General features: G+C 72.0%; 17 protein-coding genes, 1 pseudogene and 1 riboswitch. Of the genes and pseudogenes, 10 read left to right on the forward strand and 8 right to left on the reverse strand.

All coding sequences use genetic code 11. From position 1 onward, the window contains the following. Positions 1 to 285: 285 nt before the first annotated feature. Genes J2S43_RS02325 through J2S43_RS02335 form a run of 3 tightly spaced genes read right to left on the reverse strand, consistent with a single transcriptional unit; the run spans position 286 to position 5117 of the window. Positions 286 to 2760, reverse strand: coding sequence for a transglutaminase TgpA family protein (locus J2S43_RS02325; protein WP_306826879.1), 2475 nt, complete (start codon positions 2758 to 2760; stop codon positions 286 to 288). Continuing rightward, positions 2757 to 4055 carry a DUF58 domain-containing protein gene (locus J2S43_RS02330; protein ID WP_306826880.1) on the reverse strand — a complete coding sequence of 433 codons (1299 nt, stop codon included), beginning with the start codon at positions 4053 to 4055 and terminating at the stop codon, positions 2757 to 2759. The genes J2S43_RS02325 and J2S43_RS02330 overlap by 4 nt, the downstream gene beginning before the upstream one ends. Before the next feature lie 3 nt (positions 4056 to 4058). After that, the gene (locus J2S43_RS02335) at positions 4059 to 5117 is read right to left on the reverse strand and encodes an AAA family ATPase (RefSeq protein ID WP_306826881.1); all 1059 of its coding nucleotides are present in this window, start codon (positions 5115 to 5117) and stop codon (positions 4059 to 4061) included. 400 nt (positions 5118 to 5517) lie between these two features. Here J2S43_RS02335 and leuS point away from each other — a divergent pair, with 400 nt between their 5' ends. Further along, positions 5518 to 8364 (forward strand): leucine--tRNA ligase, encoded by a 2847-nt coding sequence (gene leuS, locus J2S43_RS02340; protein ID WP_306826883.1) that lies wholly within the window; start codon positions 5518 to 5520, stop codon positions 8362 to 8364. Between the two features lie 122 nt (positions 8365 to 8486). Here leuS and J2S43_RS02345 read toward each other — a convergent pair whose 3' ends face one another. The 4 genes from J2S43_RS02345 to J2S43_RS02360 all read right to left on the reverse strand — a co-directional run bounded on the left by J2S43_RS02345 (position 8487) and on the right by J2S43_RS02360 (position 12601). Next, entirely contained in the window at positions 8487 to 9827 is a 1341-nt protein-coding gene (locus J2S43_RS02345) for an MFS transporter (RefSeq protein ID WP_306826884.1), read from the reverse strand. Then, positions 9824 to 10405 (reverse strand): ArsR/SmtB family transcription factor, encoded by a 582-nt coding sequence (locus tag J2S43_RS02350; RefSeq protein WP_306826885.1) that lies wholly within the window; start codon positions 10403 to 10405, stop codon positions 9824 to 9826. Before J2S43_RS02350 ends, J2S43_RS02345 begins: the two co-directional genes overlap by 4 nt. A 480-nt stretch (positions 10406 to 10885) precedes the next feature. After that, a complete protein-coding gene (locus J2S43_RS02355) occupies positions 10886 to 11752 on the reverse strand; it encodes a TVP38/TMEM64 family protein (RefSeq protein WP_306826886.1) in 867 nt (288 codons plus the stop codon). Between the two features lie 141 nt (positions 11753 to 11893). Next, on the reverse strand, positions 11894 to 12601 hold the full coding sequence (locus tag J2S43_RS02360) for a type 1 glutamine amidotransferase (protein ID WP_306826887.1): 708 nt from the start codon (positions 12599 to 12601) through the stop codon (positions 11894 to 11896). Positions 12602 to 12670: 69 nt separating this feature from the next. Here J2S43_RS02360 and J2S43_RS02365 point away from each other — a divergent pair, with 69 nt between their 5' ends. After that, positions 12671 to 13183, forward strand: a complete 513-nt coding sequence (locus J2S43_RS02365) for a hypothetical protein (protein ID WP_306826888.1) — start codon at positions 12671 to 12673, stop codon at positions 13181 to 13183. Here J2S43_RS02365 and J2S43_RS02370 read toward each other — a convergent pair. Then, positions 13176 to 14396, reverse strand: coding sequence for a MurT ligase domain-containing protein (locus tag J2S43_RS02370; protein ID WP_306839153.1), 1221 nt, complete (start codon positions 14394 to 14396; stop codon positions 13176 to 13178). The two genes, J2S43_RS02365 and J2S43_RS02370, sit on opposite strands and share 8 nt — an antisense overlap. 368 nt (positions 14397 to 14764) lie before the next feature. After that, a riboswitch (cyclic di-AMP (ydaO/yuaA leader) is annotated at positions 14765 to 14931 on the forward strand. Positions 14932 to 14936: 5 nt separating this feature from the next. Here J2S43_RS02370 and J2S43_RS02375 point away from each other — a divergent pair. From J2S43_RS02375 to mraY, 8 genes and pseudogenes are all read left to right on the forward strand, one after another. Further along, positions 14937 to 15461: a C40 family peptidase gene (locus J2S43_RS02375; RefSeq protein WP_306826889.1), complete on the forward strand. Its 525-nt coding sequence runs from the start codon at positions 14937 to 14939 to the stop codon at positions 15459 to 15461. Between the two features lie 509 nt (positions 15462 to 15970). After that, positions 15971 to 16402, forward strand: a complete 432-nt coding sequence (gene mraZ, locus J2S43_RS02380; RefSeq protein WP_306826890.1) for a division/cell wall cluster transcriptional repressor MraZ — start codon at positions 15971 to 15973, stop codon at positions 16400 to 16402. A gap of 183 nt (positions 16403 to 16585) precedes the next feature. Next, positions 16586 to 17714 (forward strand): annotated as a pseudogene (gene rsmH / locus J2S43_RS02385) (16S rRNA (cytosine(1402)-N(4))-methyltransferase RsmH); the annotation flags it as partial. Between the two features lie 18 nt (positions 17715 to 17732). Next, entirely contained in the window at positions 17733 to 18983 is a 1251-nt protein-coding gene (ftsL, locus tag J2S43_RS02390; RefSeq protein WP_306826892.1) for a cell division protein FtsL, read from the forward strand. A 6-nt stretch (positions 18984 to 18989) separates the two neighbouring features. Continuing rightward, positions 18990 to 21281 (forward strand): peptidoglycan D,D-transpeptidase FtsI family protein, encoded by a 2292-nt coding sequence (locus tag J2S43_RS02395; RefSeq protein WP_370881584.1) that lies wholly within the window; start codon positions 18990 to 18992, stop codon positions 21279 to 21281. A 119-nt stretch (positions 21282 to 21400) separates the two neighbouring features. Then, the gene (locus J2S43_RS02400; protein WP_306826894.1) at positions 21401 to 22984 is read left to right on the forward strand and encodes a UDP-N-acetylmuramoyl-L-alanyl-D-glutamate--2,6-diaminopimelate ligase; all 1584 of its coding nucleotides are present in this window, start codon (positions 21401 to 21403) and stop codon (positions 22982 to 22984) included. Further along, positions 22981 to 24462, forward strand: a complete 1482-nt coding sequence (locus J2S43_RS02405) for a UDP-N-acetylmuramoyl-tripeptide--D-alanyl-D-alanine ligase (protein WP_306826895.1) — start codon at positions 22981 to 22983, stop codon at positions 24460 to 24462. The genes J2S43_RS02400 and J2S43_RS02405 overlap by 4 nt, the downstream gene beginning before the upstream one ends. After that, positions 24459 to 25583, forward strand: coding sequence for a phospho-N-acetylmuramoyl-pentapeptide-transferase (mraY, locus tag J2S43_RS02410; RefSeq protein ID WP_306826896.1), 1125 nt, complete (start codon positions 24459 to 24461; stop codon positions 25581 to 25583). The genes J2S43_RS02405 and mraY overlap by 4 nt, the downstream gene beginning before the upstream one ends. Positions 25584 to 25707: the final 124 nt, after the last annotated feature.

A 25707-nucleotide genomic window follows, 5' to 3' on the forward strand; every position in this document is an offset into this window, starting at 1 on the left:
GCCGCGCTGCCCGGGGTGCCGCGCCGGATTCGGTGCCGACGTCTTGGCCGGAGCAGGCTTGGCGATGTCGGCCGGCACCGGTGGGTGACCTGTGGGCCGGGGGAGTGCGGGCGAGGCCGGGGGAGTGGTATTCGTACCCTTTATGGAGTTTTGTGGGTGGACGCTGTGGCGTCGGGATCATCGTGGCGGACGTGGGCGTACCGCGGCTGACGGGTGGTTGAAGTTCCGGGTACGAAAGAGGGCCCGGGTCTGGTCGACCCTGGGCCCTCGTCGTGCGATGCGCGCTCAGCGAGACCGGGCGAGCAGCCGTCGCGGGCTGAGCCGCAGCGCGGCGTCCCGCCAGCGGCCGAACAGGCCGACCACGGCGGCGTAGCGGTCGCCGATCGCGGTCTTCCAGTGGCGCAGGACCGACGGCGGCATCAGCACCGCCTGCATGCGTACCCTGCGGCCCGCGTGCACGGACAGGCCCTGCCGCAGCTGTGCCAGCGCGCCGCCCAGGTCGCTGCCGGTCAGCGGCGTGCGGGCGTAGCGGGCATGCTCCTCGGCGCCGCCGAGTACCGCGGCCGCGGAGGCCGCCTCCGGCGACAGCGACTCGCTGCGGGTCAGCCGGTCCACCGTGTTGCGCGGCGTCTCGGCCGGGTTCACCTCGACCCGGAAGTCGATCATGGTGTCCAGCATCTCCGCCCAGGCCGCGTGCGCGTCCCGCCGGGACTTCTCCAGCTCCGGCGACGGGCCGAGGATCGACATCCGCCCCGCCTCCTCCCCGGCGCCGGTGGCGGCCGCGACCGTGGCCGCGGACGCCGGTGCGGAACGCCGGCGGCGGGTCGACGAGCGGAGCACCGCGGGCACCGCGAGCAGCGCCAGCAGCACGATCGCGCCGGCGGCCGCGTACCACGGCCAGCGCGGGCCCTGCGGCGCGATCGGGGCGGCACCCGGCGGGAGCTCGTCCGTGTCCCGCTCCGGGCGCTCGCCGGGCGCGCCGCTCGACACGGCACCCGGTGAGACGCTGGTGGTCGGCGCGGCGGACGCGGTCGGCGCCTCGGTCGCGTCCACGTCCGGCGCCCAGTCGCCGCGCACCGAGCCGGCCACGTCCGAGGCCGGCGTGGCGTCGAACGGCACCCAGCCGAAGCCCTCGAAGTACACCTCGGTCCAGGCGTGCAGGTTCTGGTTCGTCAGCGTGTACGTACCCGGCTCGGCCGTCTCCGAGCCCTTGGTGAAGCCGAACGCGACCCGGGCAGGGATGCCCGCCTCCCGGACCAGCCAGGCCAGTGCGGTGGCGTACTGCTGGCAGTAGCCGGTCTTGTTGGTCAGGAAGTCCAGCAGGTCGGAGCCGCTCGAGCCGGTCTTGGTCTGCACGCTGTACGAGAAGCCGTTGTCCTTGGCGAAGTACTCGTACAGCGCGCGCACCGCGTCGTACTGGTTGGCCGCGTCCGCGGTCCGGGCGTCGACGATCCGCTCCACCTCGGCCTGCTGCTCCGCGGTGAGGTCCGGCAGCTGCGTGTACTGCTGCCGGATCGTGCTCTCCGGCGCCAGGTCGGGCGAGCCGCGCAGCGCGTCCGCCGTGTACTGCGCCGAGATGTACGTGAACGAGTACTCCGCGTCCGACGCGCTGCGCCGGTTGGAGTAGACGATCTGCAGCGACGGGTCGTAGAACCACGCCGAGTCGAGCGACGCGATGGTCGTGGTGTTCGCGTAGACCGGCAGCATCGGCATGTCGAACCGGCCCGAGACCTTGATCCTCGCCGAGTACGTCGTCTGCGGCAGCCGGGTGCCGGCCACCGGCGGCGCCTGGATCTCCGTGTTCGCCGGGCGGCCGTTCGGCGCCTGGTTGCGGAAGCCCTCCGGCGTCAGATCGTCGGCCACACCGAACCGCAGGTAGTACGGGTCCGGCTCGTTCGTGGTGACGGTGAGGTAGGGGACCGTCTCGGTGCTCTGCAGCTGGCCGCTGAGGGCGGAGAACAGGTCGACCTTGCCGGCGTTGCCACCGCGGCCGGAGCCGTTGCCCTCGCCCGCGCCGGTGGTCTGGGTGAGCCGGGTCAGCAGCCCGCTGCTGAACGTCGGCACGGCCAGCGGGATCGCCACGGCCGCGACCACGCCCACCACCGCGAGCCGGCGACCGGCCGCGGCCAGCGGGGACGGCGCCCAGACGTCCACGTCGCGGCCGTCGCCGGTGAACCGGCGGCCGAACCGCCGGACCCGCTCGACGTTGTCCGCGACGAGCAGCCACAGGTAGCCGACCGCGCCGATCACGAACGGCAGCGTGGGGACGCTCTCCGGGTAGATCGCGACCGGGACCGAGTAGATCGCCAGCATCGGCAGGCCGGCCAGCGCGGGCCGGCGCAGGCCGACCGTGAGCAGGTCGACCACGACCGCGACGCCGCCGACGCCGAGCACGGTGAAGAAGAGCAGGCCGTCGCGGTCCGGCACGGGGATGCCGTACCCCCGCATGTCCTCGACGGCCTGGGTGCCGAGCGTGCCGAAGTGCGCGAACGTCTCCGGTGAGGGCAGCAGGCCGAGGAACTCGTCGCCGCTGCGGAACATCCAGGTGGTGATCAGCAGCAGGCCGGCCGCCATCGCCAGCGCCTGCAGCCAGACCGGTGCGCGCAGCGAGCGGGCCAGCGTGGCCGCGCCGCAGACCACACCGACCGCGATGATGCACTGGACCAGCCAGGTCCAGGACGCGTAGATCGTGGAGATCGGCGCGGCGGCCATCATCGTCGCCGCCGCGGCCACCAGTCCCAGCCGTCGCCGTCCGCTCATCGCCGTCCTCCTCCCGCCACGGTCTCGGCCATCGTCGCCCGGTACGCGAAGCCCTGCGTGCCGCGGCCGATCTGCGGCCACAGCGCGGCGAGCTTCGCGCCGTGGTTCACGCCGACCACCCGCCAGCCGCTGCGGGTCAGGCTGAGCGCGGCCGAGTTCTGCGCCGCGTCGGCCTCGGCCCTGGCCTCCGGCGGCAGGTTCACCCAGGTGGAGCTGTCCACCAGGAAGCCGATGCAGGTGGCGTTGTTGCCCCGGAGCCGGGCCAGCACCTCCGCCTCACCGGTGGTCAGCGAGCCGAGCAGCGCGATGACCAGGCCGCCGTCGGAGCGGCCACGCACGTTCTCGATCAGCGACGAGATGTCGCCGGTCTGTGGCTTGACCTCGGCCAGGTGGTCGAGCAGCACGCCGTCGCCGGCCGCCTCGGACGCGTCGATGTCCACGCCCGCGCCGGTCACCAGCCGCAGCTTGTAGCCGGCCTGGCGCAGGTGCAGCGCGATGCTGGCGGCCGCGGAGACCGCGAACTCGAAGCTCGCGGTCGGGCCCTCACCCCGGTACGCGCTGGCGCGGGTGTCCAGCACGACCGTGGCCCGGCTGTCCCACGGCTGCTCCTCGCGGCGGACCATCAGCTCGCCCTTGCGCGCGGTGGAACGCCAGTGCACGCGGCGCAGGTCGTCGCCGCGCCGGTATTCACGGGTGGCCGCGTCGTCCTCGCCGTGCACCGCGACGGACCGGGCGCGGCTCTCGCCGGTGCCCGCGTACTCCCCGGTCAGGCGCACCGACGGCAGCGCCGTGACCTGCGGGATCACGGTGAGCCGGTCGGTGCTCGGGAACGCGCGGGTCAGCTCGCACAGGCCGAACGGGTCGGTGAGCCGCACGATCAGCGGGCCGACCTGGTAACGCCCGCGCAGGTCGGCGCGCACGGTGTAGCCCACGGAGCTGGCCTGGCCGGCCGCGAGGCGCTCCAGCACCACCCGGGGGCGGCTGCCCAGCGCGTACGGCAGGCGGTCCTCCAGCAGCAGCGTACCGGTGGGCAGCCGGGACATGTTCTGCAGGCGCAGCACCACGCGGGCGTTGCCGCCGACCGGGGTGCGCTGCGGGTCCAGCGAGCGGGTGCAGGCCAGCCGGTACCGGTTGCGGCCCACGTAGACGGCCGCGATCAGCGGCAGGGCGATCAGCAGGATCGCCACCCGGAGCAGGTCCCGCTCGCCCAGCACCACGGCGGAGAGCGCCGCGGCGAGGCCGGCCGCCAGGAACGAGCGGCCACGCGTCGTCAGTCCGCGCAGGGCTTCGCGCATGCGTTACAACCCCCGCGGTTCGTATCGGCTGCGGTCGTCGCCGCCCGGGACGCCGGGCCGCGTGTCGTACGGCGAGCGGCCCCGGTCGTGCGGCAACGGCAGCCGGCGGACCAGGTCGGCCAGGATCGCGTCGGTGGTGCGCCGGGCGAGCTGCGCGTCCGCGGTCGGGATGATCCGGTGCGCGAGCACCGGCACGGCCAGCACCTGCAGGTCGTCCGGGAGCACGAAGTCGCGGCCGTCCAGCGCGGCGACCGCGCGCGCCGTGCGCAGCAGCTGCAGCGTGGCGCGCGGGGAGGCGCCGAGGCGCACGTCCGGAGCCTCACGGGTGGCGTTGACCAGGTCGACCGCGTACTGCTTGACCGCGTCGGCCACGTGGATGTTGCGCACCGTGGCGATCATGCGGCGGATCGTGTTCGCGTCCGCGACCGGCTTCAGCGCGGGCAGCGGGTCGCGAGCGCCGTGCGCGTCGAGCATGGCCAGCTCGGCCTGGGCGCTCGGGTAACCCATCGCGATCCGGGCGGTGAACCGGTCGCGCTGCGCCTCCGGGAGGGGGTAGGTGCCCTCCATCTCGATCGGGTTCTGCGTGGCGATCACCATGAACGGCGTCTGCAACTCGTACGTCACGCCGTCGACCGTGACCTGGTGCTCCTCCATGCACTCCAGCAGCGCGGACTGTGTCTTCGGCGAGGCCCGGTTGATCTCGTCGCCGACCACCAGGTTGGCGAAGACCGCGCCCGGCTTGAACTCGAAGTCGTGCGTCTCCTGGTTGTAGATGCTCACGCCGGTGACGTCGCTGGGCAGCAGGTCGGGCGTGAATTGAATGCGGCGCACGGACGAGTCGATCGTCCGGGCCAGCGTCTTCGCCAGCTTGGTCTTGCCGACGCCGGGGACGTCCTCGATCAGGAGGTGACCCTCGGCGAGCAGCACGGCGAAGGCGAGCCGCACGGTCGCGGTCTTGCCCTCGATCACCTGTTCGATATTGGAGACGATCGCCTCGCTGACGATCTTGAATTCACTCTTCGGCAGCGGACCACCGAGGTCGTCCCAGGTAGGTGCGGACACGGGCAATCCTCCTCTTCGACGGGCCGGCGTCTGACCCCTAAGAGTCACCGGACCCGCGATCTGGTTCGCAGGCGCGAACGAATTTCGGTTCGCGGGAGCGAGGACATGGTCCGCCCGCTACACCCACAGGCTAGCCCGGTCGATGCGGATCGCCGAGACCTCCCCGTTATCGGACTCCCAGCCGACACCGTAATCACAGCGTGCTATCGGCAGGTAATCGCCGCGACCAAGCGTGAAGGCAGGGCTATACTGCCGGTTATGACCGGGACCTTCCTGCTCCTTACCTAGCCGTGCTGATCTGATCTCTCCGGATCGCACGGCCACCCCTCCTGCGTGAGGGGCTTTTTTATGCCCCGAGGAAGATGACTCCCGACATTCGTGACTTCTGAGGTGACTGACGATGAGTGAGCCAGCCGAGACCACGGCGGCAGATACCCCCCGCTTCCGGTACACGGCCGCGATGGCCGGCGAGATCGAGCTGCGGTGGCAGGACTTCTGGGACACCGACGGCACGTTCGACGCGCCGAACCCGGTGGGCGAGCTGGCCGACGCGTCACACCCGCGGGCCGGGGCGCCGAAGCTGCACGTGCAGGACATGTTCCCGTACCCGTCCGGCTCGGGCCTGCACGTCGGCCACCCGCTGGGCTACATCGGCACCGACAGCTACACCCGCTACAAGCGGATGACCGGCTTCAACGTGCTGCACCCGATGGGCTTCGACGCGTTCGGCCTGCCCGCGGAGCAGTACGCGGTGCAGACCGGCACGCACCCGCGGGTCACCACCGAGGCGAACGTCGAGCGGTACCGCGCGCAGCTGCGCCGGCTGGGCCTGGCCTACGACAACCGCCGGTCGGTCGCGACCACGGACGTCGACTACTACCGCTGGACACAGTGGATCTTCCTGCAGGTCTTCAACTCCTGGTACGACGAGGAGCAGCGCAGGGCCCGGCCGATCGACGAACTGATCACCGCGTTCGAGACCGGGGCGCGGCCGGTTCCGGGTGGCGCCACGTGGGATTCGCTGAGCGCGGTCGAGAAGCGGAAGATCATCGACGACCACCGCCTGGCGTACGTGTCGGAGGCCCCGGTCAACTGGTGCCCCGGGCTGGGCACCGTGCTGGCCAACGAGGAGGTCACGCCGGACGGGCGCAGTGAGCGCGGCAACTACCCGGTCTTCAAGCGCAGCCTGAAGCAGTGGATGATGCGGATCACCGCGTACGGCGACCGGCTGATCGAGGACCTGGACGCGCTGGACTGGCCGGAGCCGGTCAAGCTGATGCAGCGCAACTGGATCGGCCGCTCGCAGGGCGCGCACGTCGACTTCGGCACCGAGTCCGGCGCGACGATCAAGGTCTTCACCACCCGGCCGGACACGCTGTTCGGCGCGACCTACATGGTGCTGGCGCCGGAGCACGAGCTGGTGTCGTCGCTGACCGCCGCGGCCTGGCCGGACGGCACGCGCGACGCGTGGACCGGCGGGCACGGCACGCCGGCCGAGGCGGTCGCGGACTACCGGGCGAAGGCCGCGGCCAAGACCGACGAGGAGCGGCAGGCGGACGCGAAGGAGAAGACCGGTGTGTTCACCGGCTCCTACGCGATCAACCCGGTGAACGGCGCGCGTGTGCCGGTCTTCATCGCGGACTACGTGCTGGCCGGGTACGGCACCGGCGCGATCATGGCGGTGCCGGCGCAGGACGCCCGCGACTACGAGTTCGCCGAGGCGTTCGATCTGGAGATCATCCGGACCGTGCAGCCGTCCGCTGATTTCGCCGGTAAGGCGTTCACCGGTGACGGCCCGGCGATCAACTCCGCACGTACCGACGGAGACCTGGATCTGAATGGTCTGGGTGTCGCGGACGCGAAGGCCCGCATGATCGCCTGGCTGGAGGAGCGCGGGCACGGCGCCGGCGCCACCACGTACCGGCTGCGGGACTGGCTGTTCAGCCGCCAGCGGTACTGGGGCGAGCCGTTCCCGATCGTCTACGACGAGACCGGGCTGCCGGTGGCGCTGCCCGAGTCGATGCTGCCGGTCGAACTGCCGGATGTGGACGACTTCTCGCCGCGCACGTTCGACGCGGACGACGCGGACTCCGAGCCGGAGACGCCGCTGTCCCGCGCCAAGGAGTGGGTCGAGGTCGAGCTGGACCTGGGCGACGGCCCCAAGCGCTACACCCGCGAGACCAACACCATGCCCCAGTGGGCCGGATCCTGCTGGTACGAGCTGCGCTACCTGGACCCGCGCAACGACAAGACGCTGGTCGACCCGGCCAACGAGGCGTACTGGATGGGGCCGCAGCGCGACGGCGATCCCGGTGGTGTCGACCTGTACGTCGGCGGCGTCGAGCACGCGGTGCTGCACCTGCTGTACGCACGCTTCTGGCACAAGGTGCTGTTCGACCTGGGCCACGTCTCGTCGTTCGAGCCGTTCCGCAAGCTGTTCAACCAGGGCTACATCCAGGCGTACGCGTTCCGGGACGCTCGCGGCATCGCGGTGCCGGCCGAGGAGGTCGTGGAGCGCGACGGCGGCTGGTTCCACAACGGTGAACCGGTCACCCGCGAGTACGGCAAGATGGGCAAGTCGCTGAAGAACGTGGTCACGCCGGACGAGATGTGCGAGACGTACGGCGCCGACACGTTCCGGGTCTACGAGATGGCGATGGGCCCGCTGGACGTGTCCCGCCCGTGGGACACCCGCGCGGTGGTCGGCTCGCAGCGCTTCCTGCAGCGTGCCTGGCGGCTGGTGATCGACGAGGAGACCGGCGCGGTCCGGATCAGCGACGACCCGGCCGACGAGAAGACCCGGCGGCTGCTGCACAAGGTGATCGACGGCGTCCGCGGCGACATGGAGGAGCTGCGCTTCAACACCGCCATCGCCAAGCTGATCGAGCTGACCAACGGGCTGACCGGCCTGCCGGCCGCGCCGCGGGAGGCGGTCGAGGCGCTGGTGCTGATGATGTCGCCGTTCGCGCCGCACATGGCCGAGGAGCTGTGGGGCAAGCTGGGCCACTCCGGCACGCTGGCCTACGCGGACTTCCCGGTCGCGGATCCGGCGCTGCTGGTGGCGGAGACGGTCACGTACCCGATCCAGATCAACGGCAAGGTCCGGGGCAAGATCGAAGTGCCCGCTGACGCGGACGAGGCCACGGTACGGTCCTCCGCGCTGGCCGCGATCGCCGACAACCTGGGCGGTAGGGAGCCTCGCAAGGTCATCGTGGTCAAGGGCCGCATGGTCAGCGTCGTGCTGTAGCGCTGGTCAACGACCGAGATCGAGGCGTCATTCACGTCGTTCTAGCGACGTGAATGACGCCTCGATCTTTGACTGGGCTTGCGGCGTGCTGGGCTTGCGGCGTCTTGAGGCTTGCGGCGTCTTCAGGCTTTCTGCGCCAGGTCGAGGTCGTTCTTGGCGGGTGCCGTGGGCAGGTCGCGTAGGTGCTTGAGCGGGCCGATGAAGAGCAGCCCGGTCGCGGCCGTGATCGCCACCGCCATGATCCACATGGTGGGACGCAGGCCCAGCGCGGTGCCGAGCGCGCCGCCGATCAGCGCACCCACCGGGATCGCGCCGTAGTTCAGCAGCTGCATGCTGTTGATGACGCGCCCGAGCAGCGGCCGCGGCACGTAGGCCTGGCGGAACGCCCCCTTGAGCACGTTGTTCGCCACGATCCCGGTCGTCGTCACCAGGCCGCCGGCCACCACCAGCGCCAGCCCCGCGCCCGGCCGGGCCAGCGGCACCAGCAGCGCGAACGGCGCGGTCACCAGGTGCACCACCAGCATCGTGCGCGCGGTCCCGAACCGGCGGCCGAGCGGACCGGCGATCGCGGCACCGGCGACGCCGCCCACCGAGATCAGCGCCATCAGCAGGCCGACCAGGCCGGGATCGGCGCCGTTCTCCCGTACCAGGAACAGCACCTGGATCGCGCTGTAACCGTTCAGCGCCAGATTCGCTGCGGCGCCGTAGACCGTCAGCACCCGCAACAGCGGATCCCGCACCACGAACCGCAGCCCCTCGACGACCGCCGCCGTTCCGCGCCCAGTCGCCGCTTCGTCGGCGGGGCCCGTCTCGCGGTTCGTCTCCATTCCACGCCCGGTCGCTACGTTCCGGGCGGCGGCCGTGACATGGCCGGCGCCGGCCGCGGCGGTGGGGGGTGTCTCGCGGTGGCGGACCGCGATCATGCATGCGGCCGAGATGATGAAGGTGAGCGCGTCCACCAGCAGGCCGGCGACCGCGCCGAACAGCTGGGCGACCAGACCGCCGGTACCGGGACCGACCACCTTCGCGGTGGAGTCCGCGCCGACCAGCCGGGCGTTGCCGGCGGCCAGGCGTTCGACGGGTAGCAGGTCGGCCAGGTAGACCTGGCCCGCGGTCTCGAAGAACACCGACACCAGGCCGGTCAGCAGCGCCACGATCAGCAGGTGGGCGATGGTCAGCACGCCCAGCCAGGCCGCGGCCGGCACGCTGATGAACAGTGCGGCCGCCACCAGATCGCACGCGATCATCATGTGCCGCCGTGATCGGGACCGGTCCACCAGCACGCCGGCCGGCAGCGCGGCCAGCAACCACGGCAGCCAGACCGCGGCCGCGAGCATCGCCACCTGGAACGTGCTGGCCTGCAACACCGTGATCGCCACCAGCGGCAGCGCCACCGTGGTCACCGAGCTGCCGAAGCGGCTCGTCGTCTGGCCTATCCAGTACAGCCGGAAGTCCCTGGTCATCGGCCCGGCCTTCCCGGAACGCCGTACGAGAAGACGTATACCGGACGCCGCTCGGCCCCGTCGTCCGGGATCTCCCGGGTACGCCAGCGGTCGATCAGCTCCAGCAGGTCCGCCTCCAGTTCGGCAAGCTCGCCGGGCGTCAGCCGCAGCCACTGATCACCGCTGAACGGCGTCTGTCCCCAGTGCGCCCGCTCTTCGTCGTCCGCCGCGTACCAGGCCCGGACGCGCGACACGTGGTAGTCCAGGTTCATCGACTGCGCCGCCTCCGCGACCGCCTCGGCCGCCGGATCGTCCCTGAAGTCGGACGTGGTCCACCGCAGCCCCCGGCTCACCAGCCGCCACCAGCGCTCCCGCCGGTCCCGGGCCAGCTCCGGCGCCTCCTCGATCAAGCCGCACTCACGCAGCACCTTGAGGTGATGGCTGACGTTCCCGACCGCCTGGTCCGTCGCCGTCGCGAGCGCACTGGCCGTCGCCGGCCCATCCACCTTCAGCACGTCCATCAGCCGCCGCCGCAGTGAGTGGGAGAGCGCGGCCAGCACCCTCGGGTCGTCGACCTTCCTCACGCCATCGATCGTCATACCCCGACCATGTCATCCACAAGAGCAATTGCACAGGACCTCTTGCAAAACAGTTCTTGCGCATTCTATGAGGGTACGAGAGGAGGGCGGCGCGGTCCGACAACAGCCTGACCATGATCGTGATTGTGCCCACGCGACCCGCGACCTGGGCGCCAGTCGCCGTGTATGCCGAGCTTTCGGGCGCTCGCGCCCAGCCGCCTCGCGGCTGTGGAAGGCGGCCGATGCCGAAGCCTTCATGGCCCTGGTTTCGTCCGGCTCGGCGATGTTTCGGGCGCGCAGTGCCCGGGGGATCACTGGCTAACCGCCAGCGCTCGCCCGCTCGCCGAGGTGTTCAGAAGATCGAGGCGTCATTCATGTCGTTAGAACGACATGAATGACGCCTCGATCTCGGGTCGTGACCCGGTGGGGCCTGGTGGACACCGGCACCACTGGTGCCTCGTCGGCCGCGTATGGCTCGCCGGTGGCCGGGATTGAGGTGCGTCAGGGGGTGGTCGTAGCGGGGCGGCGGGAGGCGCGGCGCCAGCGGTAGACGATGGTGGAGGTGAGGAGGATGCCGCAGATGGCCGGGATGAACGTGACCGGGTTGACGTCGCCGGGGGTCATCACGGCCGCGCCGAGGATCGAGTAGCTGAAGGCGGACGGGGTCGAGGCGACCAGCGTGCCCAGCAGATAGTGGTGGCGGCGTACCGAGGTGGTGCCGTAGGCGTAGCCCATCAGGCCGAACGGGGCCAGCGGCAGCAGCCGGACCAGCAGGACGGCGGAGAAGCCTCGCTGGCTGAGCCATCCGTCGAGGCGGTGCATGCGGCCGCCGACGCGGGAGGCGAGGAGACCCTGGCCGGCCCAGCGACCGGCGAAGTAGGTGACCGTGGCGGCCAGCATCGCGGCGGTGATCGCGGCGGTGAAGCCGAGCGCGGGGCCGAGCAGTGCGCCGCAGGCCAGCGAGATCGCGGTGCGCGGGACCAGCACGGCCAGCAGCAGCGCGCCGACGCCGGCCATCACGAGTGCGGCGGCCCAGCCGAGCGAGCGGGCGGCGTCCTGGATCTCGTGCAGTGGGAGCGTGGCGGCGGCGGCGCCGAGCGCGGCGACCACCGTGACCAGCGCGGCGACCCGGAGCACCCGGGCCTTGCGGCTCCGCCGGGCGACGATCTGGAGGGCCGGCTCCGTGGCGGCACCGGAAGCGGGGACGGTGCCGGACGAGGCGGCGGGGCCGGAACGGGACGAACCCACCGCTCCGGAGGCGAAGGCCGCGCCGGGAGAGACGGGCGCGGGGCGGGAGTGCTGGAGGGGCATGGTGAGGCGTCGGCCGGTCTGCGGGCAGATCAGCAGGGGAGCGGCGGCGTCCGTCATGCAGTCTCCGATCGGTGGATCAGGCGGCTGGGCAGGGCGTCGAGACCGGAAAGCCGGCACGGGAAGCGCTGGGTCCGGAAAGCAGACCTATCGTCCGCCGGTCGCGGTACCTGAGCGGAACCGCGACCGGCGGACGGTGGATCACTGCGGGTTCGGGCGGGCCGCGGCGAACCGCTCGTTGCGCAGGTTGTCGTGCCAGCTGTCGTCGACCGGCGGCAGCGTGTCGTAGCCGGTCGCCCACCGCAACAGTAGGTCGGCGATGGCGGGGTTGCGGGCCAGCGCCGGGCCGTGCGAGTAGGTGCCGAGGATCTTGCCGCGCCACGCGCCCTCGGTCTGGCCGTCGTTGCCGATGCCGACGTTCACCCGGGCCAGCGGCGAGACGGTCGGGCCGAGGTGGGTACGGCCGCCGTGGTTCTCGAAGCCGGTCAGGCGCGGCAGGCCGAGACGCGGGTCCACCTCGCCGGCGAGCTCGCCGACCGCGCGGCTCTCGCCCCGGTCCGAGTAGATGTCGATCAGCTCCAGGCCCTGGCACTTCGCGCCCTTGGCGAAGAAGGAGGTGCCGAGCAGCTGGTAGCCGGCGCAGACCGCGAAGACCGCGGCGCCCTGGTTGACCGCGCGGTGCAGACCGCCGTCCGTGTTCAGCCGCTGGGCCGCGAGCGCCTGCGGGCCGTCCTCGCCGCCGCCGATCAGGTAGATGTCCGCGTGCGTGGGCAGCGGCTGGTCCGACCGGACCTCGATCGTCTCGACCGGGATGCCACGCTGCTGTGCCCGCTTGGCCAGGATCAGCATGTTGCCGCGGTCGCCGTAGGTGGAGAGCAGATCCGGATAGACCCACACCACGCGGACCACGCTGTCCCCGCCCCCGGCCTGCGGGGCCGGCTGCCCACCCGGGACGAAACCGGAGGATCCAGGACCCTGTTGCGGGTACGCCGCGGGCTGCGCCGGCTGCCCGTAGTCCGGCTGCGGCTGTCCGTAGACCGGCGGCTGCTGCCCGTGCCCAGGCTGCGGCGGCTGCCCGTAACCCGGCTGGGGCTGCCCATATCCGGGCGGCGGCTGCCCGTGCCCGGGCTGCTGCGGTTGCCCGTAGTGGGGCTGTCCGTAACCGGGCTGCTGCGGCTGCCCATAGTCCGGCTGTCCGTAACCGGGCTGCGGCGGCTGCCCGTAGACCGGCTGCTGCTGCTCATAGCCGGGCTGTGGCTGCCCGTGAACCGGCTGCTGCTGCTCATGGCCCGGCTGCGGCTGTCCGTAAATCTGCTGCTCATGGCCGGGCTGCGGCTGTCCGTAGGCCGGCGGCTGCTGCCCGTACCCCGGCTGGGGTTGTCCGTGGACCGGAGGCTGCTGGCCGTAGGCCGGCGTGCCGGGCTGCTGCTGCTCGCCCCAGCCCTGCCCCCCGCCCGCCTGCGCCGGGTTGCTCCACTCCGGGTTAATTGACACGGTCCAGCTCCGCTCGGATGTCTTGGAAGGCGGTGTAGTTCGCGATGACCTCCAGGCGCCCCGGCGGCACGCTCGCGATCGCCTCTCCGAAGGTCTGTACGTGCCGGAACGGCACGTCGTTCACGTCGAGCCGGACAGCCAGGTCGTAGGCCCGGTCGCCGGTGATCAGCACCTGGCGCCCGCGCAGCGGCGAGAAGTCGACGTCGAACAGCCAGGACGTGTCCAGTCCGTCGGGGTCGCGCGCGTTGATGGAGAGCAGTGTCGGCGCGTTGTCCGCCATGTCGAACGCCTCCAGCCAGCTGGCCGGGTTCTTCGCCAGCAGCAGCCGGATGTTGCGCCCGTCCCGGTCGACCTGCGCGTAGCGGCCGGCCACGGACGCGACCGAGGAGAGCGTCGGCACGGCCTGCAGCGGCCGGATGCCGAACGCGGCCGCGACCGCGAGCGCGGTGGCCGCGTTGCCGAGGTTGACCCGGCCGGGCAATTGCAGGCGGATCAGGTGCCAGGCGCCGGTCGGGTCGAGCACGCCGTCGTCCTCGACGACCCACTGCGGCGCGGGCCGACGCAGCGGGCAGCCGGTGCACCACCACTGGCCGTCCTGGCGCTCGATGGTGGAGCCGCACTCCGGGCAGACCCAGGAGTCGTCCTGCCACCGCTGGCCGGCGCTGAACCAGGTCACCGAGGGGGAGTTGCCGGCCGCCCAGACGATCATCGGGTCGTCCGCGTTGCCGACGATCGCGACCTCGGGGTGTTTGGCCAGCGTGGTGCGCCAGAGCTGGGCCATCATCGCCACCTCCTTGGCCCGGTCCAGCTGGTCCCGGGAGAGGTTGAGCAGCGCGATGACCCGCGGCCGGGTCTCCTCGATGACCTGGGGCAGGTAGTGCTCGTCCACCTCCAGCACCGCGAACGGCGTGTCGCCGGCCTTGGCCAGTGCGGAGGTGTGCCCGGTGGGCATGTTGGCGCCGAAGGAGTTGGTCGCCACCGGGCCGAGCACGCCGAGCGCGGCCGCGGTCAGCCGGGTGGTGGTGGTCTTTCCGTTGGTGCCGGAGACCAGCGCGATGGCGCGGCCGGCGGCGAGGTGCTCGAGCAGGTCGGGATCGATCTTGAGGCCGATCCAGCCACCGATCACGGACCCGTCCCCCCGTCCGGCCGCGCGGGAGAGCGCGGCGGCGGTGCGGGAGACCTGGGTCGCGACCTTGGCGCGGAGGGGCAGGTTGCCTTGCGTCACCCGAGCGAGGTTACCGGACCGGTACCGCTTCACCATCGGCTCGTTCGGCCTGCCCGTGGGTACCTGTCGACCGAGCTGGCGTTGTCCACGCACCGCGGCGGTGTGACCCGGGTTTCTGTGGGAAGCTTCACCGGTTTCGATACACGCAGAGTGACCGTGCGGGATCGGGTCGTGCCGGAATATCGGTCACCCGACACTTCGGGGCCGAGCGGTGGGCGTGCCAACCTCGGAGAGTGATCGGTCGATGCGGAGGTGTGCTCCCGAGGTCCGCTACAAACGATGAGCCGGCGGCGATCCGCTCGCCGGTGGCGCCGACCGTGGGGCACGCCGAACCCTGCCCGTCCCCGGCGGCGCGACATCTCACGCAGCACATGGCAATCAGGGCAGGGGCGGGGGAACCACGCGATTTCGTACGACGGCTCGCTCGCGGGCCTTGGGGTGAAGCCCGGCCTCGTGCCGGGCCGGGCATCGTCGGCGCCCGAACCCGACAGCTAACCCCGCAGGCGCGCCGGAAGGAAACCTTTCGTGCATGGCCTCAGTCAAGACCCGGACGTCCGGAACGCGATACCGGCACCGGGCATCACGTTCCGGCTCGGCCCGGTCCGGCAGTCCACCCTGCTCGCCGCCCTGATCGGTCTCTGTGTGGCCGCGGGTCAACTGACCGCCGTGGCGCCCGCGAGCGCCGCTCCCGCGGCCGGGAGAGCGGCGGCGGTCCTGGAACTAGCCAAGAGTCTGTCCGGCAAGCGCTACCGGTCCGGCGGCGCGAGCCCGAGCGGCTTCGACTGCTCCGGCTTCACGATGTACGTCTACCGCAAGGCGGCGGGGAGAAAATTGCCGCACAGTGCGAACCGCCAGCAGCGCACCGGCGTCGCGGTGCCGAAGTCGCGGGCCCGTCCGGGTGACCTGTTGATCTTCCGCAAGGGTGCGCACGGCTACCATGCCGCGATCTACGCCGGTGGCGGCTACATGTACGACGCGCCCCGCCCCGGCGTCCGGGTGGGCAAGCACAGGATCTGGTCCCGCGCCTACGTGGTCCGCCGCGTCGTGTAGCCCGCGACCTGCCGTGATCGAGGCGTCCCGCATGTCGTTCCGACGGCATGCGGGACGCCTCGATCACGTATGTGGGCCGGTGGCCGGATGGATTCACAGGGTGCTCGCATTCTTTCCGCAGCCGGCGCACAGCGCCACGGATGGAGATCATCGCGCCACCGCCCGTGTGGGTTCGATCCCTCCACTTCCCTCCACGCAACCGTCCCGACGCCTGCACACCGCGGAAAAACCACCCGAAAAATACGGATAAACGGTACGGCAACGACGTTGATCCGAACGGATGTCGGAAAGCGGACGGGTCGGAGCGGCCGAAGCCCTCCACCCGAGGCAACCCTCCGTGACGTGCTGTTTTGCACTCCCGCACCCCTTGACTAGCCGCCGTTTCCGGTTGCGGGTGGAGGGAAGTGGAGTAAAGTGGGGCCACATGGCGGGGTCGTGGAGAGCCCGCCGGCCCGAGTGATCAGCGGCACCGCGAATGCCGCCGGCAAGGGCGAGGGGGTGCGCCGGAGATGTTCCTCGGCACTCATACCCCGCGCCTGGACGACAAGGGCCGGCTGATCCTCCCGGCCAAGTTCAGGGACGAGCTGGCGGGAGGTGTCGTGATCACCAAAGGGCAGGAGCGCTGCCTCTACGTCTTCCCGATGCCCGAGTTCCAGCGCATCTCGGAGGAGCTGCGGGCCGCACCGATGACGCACAAGGCGGCGCGGGCCTACAGCCGGGTCTTCTTCGCCAGCGCACACGACGAGGTGCCCGACCGGCAGGGCCGGGTCACCATCCCGGTGCTGCTGAGGGAATACGCACAGCTCGACCGCGAGCTCGTCGTGATCGGCGCCAGCACCCGGGTGGAGATCTGGGACAAGGCCGCCTGGGAGACCTATCTCGCGGAGAGCGAGGACGACTTCGCCGACATCGGGGAGGGGGTGCTGCCCGGCGGGCTGTAGTCGACGGTCAAACCCGTACTGCGAGATCTCCAGCCGCCCGACGCTCCTGGCACCCCTTCCCCGGTGTCAGGCGCGACGGTGGTGACGCCAAGAGGGCGGATGGGGATCTGGCGGTACGGTCTTCGTCGCACTGCTGGCGGGCATTGCGTGAAACGAATCGTCACCAGGTAATTGGGGGTCGACATGGGGGTGCCCGAGCCGGAGCTCGTGGCCGAGGGTCGCGAGTGGCAGGCACGGGGCACGCACGTGCCCGTGATGCTGGAGCGGTGCCTGTCACTGCTCGCCCCCGCGCTGACCGGCGACGCGCCGGTCTATGTGGACACCACCCTTGGTCTCGGCGGGCACGCCGAGGCGATCCTGACCGCGAACCCGCGGCTGACGCTGATCGGCCTGGACCGGGACACGGAGGCGCTGGAGCACTCGCGCCGCCGGCTGGACCGGTTCGCCGATCGCACTCACCTGGTGCACGCGGTCTCCAGTGAGCTGCCCGACGTGCTCGAGCGGCTCGGTCACGAGCAGATCGACGGTGCTCTGTTCGACCTCGGCGTCTCCTCGTTGCAGCTCGACGCGCCCGATCGCGGGTTCGCCTACGCCCAGGACGCCCGGCTCGACATGCGGATGGACCAGAGCCGTGGCGTCACCGCCGAGGACGTCGTCAACGACTACGAACCGGGCGCGCTGGTGCGGGTGCTGCGGGTCTACGGCGAGGAGAAGTTCGCCACCCGCATCGTCTCCGCGATCGTCCGGGAGCGGGGGCGCTCCCGGATCACGTCCACGGCCCGGCTCGCCGAGCTGGTCCGGGACTCCATTCCGGCACCAGCCCGACGAACCGGCGGAAATCCCGCCAAAAGAACGTTTCAAGCACTGCGTATCGAGGTAAATGGCGAACTCGCCGCCCTCGAAGCGGCGTTACCGGCGGCTCTCGACGCGCTGGCACCGGGCGGGCGCGTCGTCGTCATGTCCTACCAGTCGCTCGAGGACCGCATCGTCAAGCAGGCACTAGCGGCGCGAGCCCGGAGCACCGGACCGATCGACCTCCCGGTCGAACTGCCCGGCACCGGGCCCACGCTGCGACTGATCACCCGAGGTGCGGAGCCGCCCACCGAGGAGGAGGTCGCGGAGAACCCGCGGGCCGCCTCGGTCAAGCTGCGCGCCGCGGAACGCATCGCCGGTGGGGACGCCGGGACCGGACGCGTTCGGTCCAGGAAGTCACGCCGGCCCGGCGCGGGGGCGCCGGAGTCGTCCGAGTAGGACGGCGGAGGCGGCGGGGACCGGGCAGGGCCCCGCCGTCGAAGGGGAACGACGGGACGAAGACGAAAGGGGGAGGGACATGAACGTCAACAAGCGCGACCGGGGCGACCTCGGCACCGGCCGCGAGACGGTGCAGCGCGCACCGCGGTCGGGGGGCCGGACCGCGGCGCAGTGGGCACCGGCGGAGGGCGCGCCGCGATCCGGCGGCCAGGAGGCGATCGTGCGCGGCATCGGGGCCGGGCGACGCGCGGAGCGCCTCAACGGGGCACGCGGCCGGGGGGCCGCCGCACCGTCCACGCCGGATCGAGACGTTGCGGACCAGGGGGGTTCGCAGCGCATCGAGCGTCTGAGCTCGCTGGAGCGCATCGAGCGGCGCGAGCGGGAGGCCGCGGCGGAGGCGGCCGCACCGTCCACGATCGACCGTCCGGCACGCCGGACCCGCGACGAGCGCGCGGAGCGCCCGGCCCGGGACGACCGGGCCGCACGCGACCTGCGGGCCGAGCGCCCGTCGCGAGACGAGCGGGTGGCACGCGACCTGCGGGCGGAGCGTTCCCCGCGGGACGAGCGGGCCACGGGCGACCCGCGGGCCGAGCGCCCGTCGCGGGACAAGCGGGCGGCGGGCGACCTGCGGGCCGATCGGGACGAGCGCCCGGCGCGGGACGAGCGGGCCACGAGTGAACTGCGGGCCGACCGGGCCGCGGGCCGGAACGCGGGTGGCTCCCGCACCTCCGGTTCGCGCACGTCCGGCACGCGGGGTCAGGCCGCGCGGGCTCAGGCGCCACGCGACCCGGCCGGTGCGCCGGCCCGCCGCGGCACGCGCGCGGTGTCGTCCTCCGAGCCGGTCGACCTGTCGGCGGCGCGGGGCCGCCGGTTCGATACCGAGGGCAGCGCCGCGCTGCAGCCCGAGGAGATCCACGTCCTGGTGGAGCCGGCCGAGCCGGTGCACGAGGAGCCGCCGGCGCCCCGGCTGCGCGTCACGCCGCCACGGCCGGTGGCGGTGCCGCGCGCGCCGTTCATCGCCGGGATCCTGGTCACGGTGGTGGCGGGCGTGGTCGGCATCCTGCTGATCAACACCCAGACGAACCAGAACGCGTTCCGGCTCGACGAGCTGCAGAAGCAGCAGGCCGCGCTGGACGTGCAGCAGCAGGAGCTGGAGAAGCAGATCGAGGAGTACGAGTCCCCGAACTACCTGATCGCCCACGCGAAGAAGCTGGGTCTGGTCCAGGCGGAGGAGCCGGCCTTCATCGAGCTGCCGAACGGCAAGATCATCGGCGTGCCGAAGCCGGCCGGCGGCGAGCCCGCGATCACCAGCCAGGAGAGCGGACGGTAACAGGCAGTGCCGCCACGGGATCAGCCTCCCGCCCGCCGCGGCCGGGGTGCGCGGGACGACCGCGACTCCGGCCGCGGCGGCGCGCGGGACCGGCGTCAGGCGCGTGACACGGGGGACGACGGAGAGCCGTCGTCCCCTTCGTCGCGTGCGCACAGCAAGATGTCCGAGGCGCGGGCCTACTCGCCGCGCGGGCGCACGGTCCGTGAGGGCATGCCGCGTCCGCAGCGGCCGGTCGAGGAGCCGCGCGCACGCCGTACCCCCACGGAATCCGGATCCGGCCGGGCGAAGGGTGACCGGCCCGCGCTGCGGGTGCTCGACGGCGGCCGCCAGGACGAACGGCGCCGGGATCGCGGCGCGACGCCTCGGGGGCGCGGAACCGCCGCCCGGGACCGGGACTGGGACGACGCGCGGGACACCGTGCCCGCCCCGCGCCGGAAGACGGCCACGCCCCGGAACGCGGCCACGCCCCGGAACGCGACCACGGCCCGGAACGCCGCCGCGCGGAACCGGCCGGCGCCGATCCGCAAGCCGCGGCACCCGCGCCGGCCGCCGAAGCTGGGCGATCCGGGCCGGCGGCTGCGGGTGGCGTCGCTGCTGGCCATGGTCATGCTGGCCACGGTCGGCGTGCGGCTGGTGGTGCTGCAGTTCGGTGACACGCCGGAGTGGGCACGGCAGGGCCTGAACGACCGGCTGAAGGTGGTGACGCTGCCCGCGGCCCGTGGCGCGATCTACGACCAGAACGGCGCGATACTGGCGCACAGCGTGGAGGCGAGGTACATCGCGGTCGACCCGGAGGTGGTCAAGGACGCGAACCGGACCGCGTCGCTGCTCGCGCCGATCCTCGGCCTGTCCAAGTCCGAGCTGCTGGACGGCATGCAGAAGCGGCTCCGGCCGGACGGCCGCCCGTCCCGCTTCGAATGGCTGGCCCGCGCGGTGAGCACCGGTGACGCGAAGAAGGTCGAGGCGCTGGAGCTGCCGGAGATCGTGATCGGCCGGGACGAGAAGCGTGAGTGGCCGGGCCGGGACCTGGCCGCGAACCTGATCGGCTTCACCGGCGGCGACATGAACGGCCTGGAGGGCATCGAGGCGCGGTACGACGAGCTGCTGCGCGGCGTCAACGGCGAGCGCCGGTTCGAGGTCGGCAAGGAGGTCGACGGCACGGACCTGGCCAAGGAGATCCCGGGCGGCTACTCGCAGGAGACCCCGGCCAAGGACGGCAGCTCGCTGACGCTGACCATCGACCGGGACATGCAGTACGAGGCGCAGCGCATCATCGGCGAGCAGATGGCGAAGGTGGACGCCAGCATCGGCGCGGCCGTCGTGCTGGACGCGCGCACCGGCGAGGTGTATGCGCAGGTCAGCTACCCGACGTACGACCCGGTGGAGTTCGCCGAGGCGGACCCGGAGGACCGGCAGGACGTGGCGTCCGCGGTGGTGGTCGACCCCGGCTCGGTGCACAAGGCGCTGATCTACGGCGCCGCGCTGGAGGAGGGCGTGATCACGCCGGAGACGATCCTCCAGGTGGGGCCGACGATCCGGAAGGGCGGCGTGACGTTCAGGGACACCCACCCGCACCCCGAGGGTACGAAGATCACCATGGCGGGCGCGCTGGCGTACTCGTCGAACGTGGCCGCGATCCAGGTCGCGGACCAGCTCGGCCCGGAGAAGGTGGTCGAGTACCAGAAGCGGTTCGGGCTCGGGCAGTCGGTGAACGAGGGCGTGGCCGGTGAGGCGTCCGGCAAGGTGCTGGAGGCGAGCGAGTGGAGCGGGTCCGGCTACGGCTCGGTCCCGATCGGCCACAGCGTCGACGCCACGCTGCTGCAGATGGCGGCCGCGTACGGCGCGATCGCGAACGACGGCGTCTACGTGCAGCCGCACCTGATCAAGGACACGATCGGGCCGGACGGCGCGGTCACGGCGAATACCGGCGTGGCGTCGCACCGGGTGATCAGCGCGCGGAGTGCGCAGCAGCTGCGGACGCTGCTGGAGTCCGTGATGGTGATCCCGGACGGCAGTGGCAAGGACGCGCAGGTGAACGGTTACCGGGTGGCCGGCAAGACCGGCACGTCCAGCCGGCTGGCCGAGGGTGCCTACCTGCCCGGCGAGGTGGCCTCGTTCATCGGCATGGCACCGGCGGAGAACCCGCGGTTCGTGGTGGCGGTCTTCGCGCACACGCCGAAGGGCGGCGGTGGTGCGGTGGCCGGTCCGGCGTTCAAGGGGATCATGGGCTTCGCGCTGCGTCACTTCAAGGTGCCGCCGAGTAGTACGGAGGCGCCGGACTTCACGGTGTTTCCCTGACCCGGCCGCCCGCTCCCGGCCGGAGACGACGTCATCCTCATCCGTGCGGACACCGTTTGGCCGCACTTCAGTTATGACTGGTGTGCGCGCTGTTATGGCTTTAGTGAATCTTGTGGCCGATGTCGACGGGTCCCGCGGACCGGGTAGGGTCTGACGCCGTGCCCGGCAAAACGTCCCCGCCGACCTCGCCGCCGCGGCCCGTCGTGCCGGCCGGACGAACGCTGTCCTCGCTGGCCGCGGTGCTGCGGACCGAGGTGCGGCGGTCCGGTGCCACGCCCGATCCGATCCTCACCGGGATCACCCACGACAGCTCAGCGCTGCGCCCGGGTGACCTCTTCGCGGCGCTGCCCGGCGCGGCCCGGCACGGCGCCGAGTTCGCCGCCCGCGCGGCCGCCGCGGGTGCGGCCGCCGCGCTGACCGACCCGGCCGGTGCCGCCGCCGTGGCCGCGGCCGGGCTGCCCGCGCTGGTGGTCGACGACCCGCGCGCGGTGCTCGGCACGCTGGCCTCCGCGGTCTACGGTCACCCGTCCGCCGCGATGCTGGTCATCGGCGTGACCGGGACCGCCGGGAAGACCTCCACGTCATATCTGATCGACGCCGGGCTGCGGGCCGCCGGGCACACCACCGCGCTGTTCGGGACGGTGGAGACGCGGCTCGGCGACCTGACCGTGCCGAGCACCCGGACCACGCCGGAGGCGACCGACCTGCACGCGATACTGGCCGTCGCGCGCGAGCGCGGCGTGACCGCGGTGGTGATGGAGGTGTCCAGCCACGCGCTGGCGCTGGGCCGGGTCGGCGGCGTGCGGTTCGCGGCCGGCGGCTGGACCAACTTCGGCCGCGACCACCTGGACTTCCACGACACCGCGTCGGACTACTTCGCGGCCAAGGCGCGGCTGTTCGACGGGCGCTGCGCGGTCGACGTGCTCAACCACGACGACCCGGCGCTGGCACCGCTGCGGCACGATGCCACCGTGACGTTCTCCGCGGCCGGCGACCCGGCCGCCACCTGGCGTGCCGAGCGCGTGCGCGCGGACGGCTACCGGCAGTCCTTCACCGCGGCCGGTCCGGGCGGCCCGGTCGAGGCGAGGGTGTCGCTGCCCGGCCGGCACAACGTGGCGAACGCGCTGCTCGCGATCGCGTCGCTGGCCGCGGCCGGGGTGGACGTGAAGGCGGCGGCGGCCGGCATCGCGTCCTGCACCGGCGTGCCAGGCCGGCTGGAGCGGGTGGACGTGCCGGGCGGCATCGTGGGCGTGGTCGACTACGCGCACAAGACGGACGCGATCGTGGCGGCGCTGGACGCGCTGCGCGAGCTGAGCGAGGAACAGGGTGGCCGGCTGATCTGCGTGCTCGGTGCCGGTGGCGACCGGGACCGGGGCAAGCGGCCGCTGATGGGTGCGGCCGCGGCCCGCGGCGCGGACCTGGTGGTGGTGACGGACGACAATCCACGCAGCGAGGACCCGGCGGTGATCCGCGCGGACGTCCTGAACGGGGCGGTCGCGGCGGGAGCCGGCGGTGTGGAGATCATCGAGGTGGCCGGGCGGCGCGCCGCGATCGACGAGGCGGTCCGCCGGGCCGTCCCGGGCGACGTGGTGGCGGTGCTCGGCAAGGGACACGAACGTGGTCAGGAGGTGGACGGCGAGGTGGTGCCGTTCGACGATCGGGTCGAGCTGGCCGACGCGCTGCGGAAGGTGGCGGTCGCATGATCCCGCTCACCCTGGCCGAGATCGCCGAGGCGGTGGACGGGCGGCTCGTGCACGCCGACCCGGCCGCGCAGGTGACCGGCCCGGCCGAGTACGACTCCCGCGAGATCGTGGCGGGTGGACTGTTCGTGGCGTTCCCCGGCGAGCACGTGGACGGCCACGACTACGGCGCGCGCGCGGTGGCGGCCGGCGCGGCCGCGGTGCTCGCGACCCGGGACATGGGCCCGGACGTGCCGGCGATCCTGGTGGACGACGCGCAGGACGCGCTCGGCCCGCTGGCCCGCCTGGTCGGCCGCCGGCTGATCGAGGCCGGCCTGACCGTGGTGGGACTGACCGGCTCGTCCGGGAAGACCACCACCAAGGACATGGTGGCGCAGCTGGCCGCGTCGCTCGGGCCGACCGTGGCCACGGCCGGCTCGCTCAACAACGAGCTGGGCTTCCCGGTGACCGCGCTGCGGGCCACCGGGGAGACGCGGTTCCTGGTGCTGGAGATGGGCGCGAGCGGGCTCGGTCACATCCGGTACCTCAACGAGATCGTGCAGCCGCGGATCGGCGTGGTGCTCAACGTCAGCATGTCGCACCTCGGCGGATACGAGTCGGTGGACGGCATCGCACAGGCCAAGGGCGAGATGGTTGAGGACCTGCCGGCCGGCGGCGTGGCGGTGCTGAACGCGGACGACGAGCGGGTGGCCGCGATGGCGTCCCGGACGAAGGCCCGCGTGGTGTTCTTCGGCGAGAGCGCCGAGGCGGACGTGCGGGCCGAGGACGTGACGCTGGACGCGCGCGGCCGGCCGTCGTTCACACTGTGCACACCGGACGGCCGGTTCCCGGTCGCGCTCGGCCTGACCGGCCGGCACATGGTGTCCAACTCGCTGGCCGCCGCCGCGGTCGCGCGCGAGCTGGGCCTGACCGGCGCGGCGCTGGCCGAGGCGCTCGGCGGCATGCGCACGGTCTCCACCCGCCGGATGGACGTCTTCGATCGCGCGGACGGCGTGACCGTGATCGACGACTCGTACAACGCGAACCCGTCCTCGACCGCGGCGGCGCTGCGCGCGCTGGCCACGCTGGCCGGCGACGGCCGCCGCCGGGCGATCGCGGTGCTCGGCCAGATGCGGGAGCTCGGCGAGCACTCCCGCGACGCGCACGCCGAGGTCGGCCGGCTCGCGGCCGAGCTGGGCGTGGACCGGCTGCTCGTCGTCGACCCCGAAGCCGCGCCGATCGCTGACGGCGCCCGATCCGAACAGATGTGGAAGGGAGAGTCGGTGCTCCTAGCCGACCAGTCGGCGGCCATCGCGACGCTGCGGGACGATCTCCGTCCCGGCGACGTGGTGCTCGTCAAGGCGTCCCGCTACCGGACGTGGAAGGTGGCAGACGCATTGCGCGCGGCCGAGGCTGACGGCGTGCCGTTGACGAGGGGAACAGCGCTGCGCGCGGCCGAGGCTGACGGCGTGCCGCTGACCGCGGGGGACGCCGACGCATGAGGGCAGTCATCATCGCGATCGGCGTCGCGTTCCTCGTCTCGCTCTTCCTCACGCCGGTCGGCATCCGGGTCTTCACGGCGCTGAAGGCCGGGCAGCCGATCCGGACCATCGGCCCGCAGACGCACATGGGCAAAAAAGGCACGCCGACCATGGGCGGCGTGATCTTCATCATCGCCACCGTGATCGCCTACGTGGCCGGGCACGCCGTGCTGACCACGCTGCCGTCGCAGCAGATCGCGCAGGACCGGCCGACGATCACCGCGCTGGTGCTGCTCGGCCTGTTCGTCTTCTGCGGCGCGGTCGGCTTCCTGGACGACTTCATCAAGGTCCGCAAGCGCAACAGCGGCGGCCTCTCCGCCCGCGGCAAGCTGATCGGCCAGATGCTGGTCGGCGGCATCTTCGGCGTCATCGCGCTCTACTTCCCGAGCACGATGGTCGGCCTGGAGGGTCAGCGGATCAGCGACGAGACGGTCGGCAGTGAGACGATCTCGTTCATCCGGGACATCGAGTGGGCGCAGGTCGGCAAGGCCGGCTCGGTGATCATATTCATCTTCGTGATCATGTCGATGTCGAACGCGGTGAACCTGACGGACGGCCTCGACGGCCTGGCCACCGGCGCGTCCGTGATGGTGCTCGGCGCGTACTCCATCATCGGCTTCTGGCAGTACCGGCACTGGTGCGCGGACCCGAACTACACCATGGAGTACTGCTACTCGGTGCGTGATCCGCTGGAGATCTCGATGATCGCGGGAGCCGCCGCCGGGGCCTGTGTGGGATTCCTGTGGTGGAACACCTCCCCGGCCCGGATCTTCATGGGTGACACCGGCGCGCTCGGGCTCGGCGGGCTGATCGGCGGCCTGGCGATGGCGAGCCGGACCATGCTGCTGGTGCTGATCCTGGGCGGCCTGTTCCTGATCATCACCATGTCGGTCGTCATCCAGATCATCTCGTTCAAGACCACCGGAAAACGTGTGTTCCGGATGTCACCACTCCAGCACCACTTCGAGCTGGCGGGCTGGTCCGAGGTCAACATCGTCGTCCGCTTCTGGATCGTCGCGGGCATCGGCGTCGCCATCGGCCTGGGCATCTTCTACAGCGAGTTCCTCGCGGCCACCTCGTAAGAACGGCGAAAACCCATCAGGGGGTACGGCCGGGGAAGCGCACTTCCCGGCCGTACCCCCTGATGGTTTTGGCGAATGTGAGCTTTTCGCTCGTCGACACGCCCGGCGCGCAGCGTGTTCCCGG

It is taken from the genome of Catenuloplanes nepalensis (assembly GCF_030811575.1).
Taxonomy (GTDB): domain Bacteria; phylum Actinomycetota; class Actinomycetes; order Mycobacteriales; family Micromonosporaceae; genus Catenuloplanes; species Catenuloplanes nepalensis.

Excerpts from the sequence above, each read along its gene's own strand:
- J2S43_RS02325 (WP_306826879.1), bottom strand. The coding sequence starts at position 2,760 with ATGAGCGGACGGCGACGGCTGGGACTGGTGGCCGCGGCGGCGACGATG.
- J2S43_RS02330 (WP_306826880.1), bottom strand. The coding sequence starts at position 4,055 with ATGCGCGAAGCCCTGCGCGGACTGACGACGCGTGGCCGCTCGTTCCTG.
- leuS (WP_306826883.1), top strand. The coding sequence starts at position 5,518 with ATGAGTGAGCCAGCCGAGACCACGGCGGCAGATACCCCCCGCTTCCGG.
- J2S43_RS02345 (WP_306826884.1), bottom strand. The coding sequence starts at position 9,827 with ATGACCAGGGACTTCCGGCTGTACTGGATAGGCCAGACGACGAGCCGC.
- J2S43_RS02350 (WP_306826885.1), bottom strand. The coding sequence starts at position 10,405 with ATGACGATCGATGGCGTGAGGAAGGTCGACGACCCGAGGGTGCTGGCC.
- J2S43_RS02355 (WP_306826886.1), bottom strand. The coding sequence starts at position 11,752 with ATGACGGACGCCGCCGCTCCCCTGCTGATCTGCCCGCAGACCGGCCGA.
- mraZ (WP_306826890.1), top strand. The coding sequence starts at position 15,971 with ATGTTCCTCGGCACTCATACCCCGCGCCTGGACGACAAGGGCCGGCTG.
- ftsL (WP_306826892.1), top strand. The coding sequence starts at position 17,733 with ATGAACGTCAACAAGCGCGACCGGGGCGACCTCGGCACCGGCCGCGAG.
- J2S43_RS02400 (WP_306826894.1), top strand. The coding sequence starts at position 21,401 with ATGTCGACGGGTCCCGCGGACCGGGTAGGGTCTGACGCCGTGCCCGGC.
- J2S43_RS02405 (WP_306826895.1), top strand. The coding sequence starts at position 22,981 with ATGATCCCGCTCACCCTGGCCGAGATCGCCGAGGCGGTGGACGGGCGG.
- mraY (WP_306826896.1), top strand. The coding sequence starts at position 24,459 with ATGAGGGCAGTCATCATCGCGATCGGCGTCGCGTTCCTCGTCTCGCTC.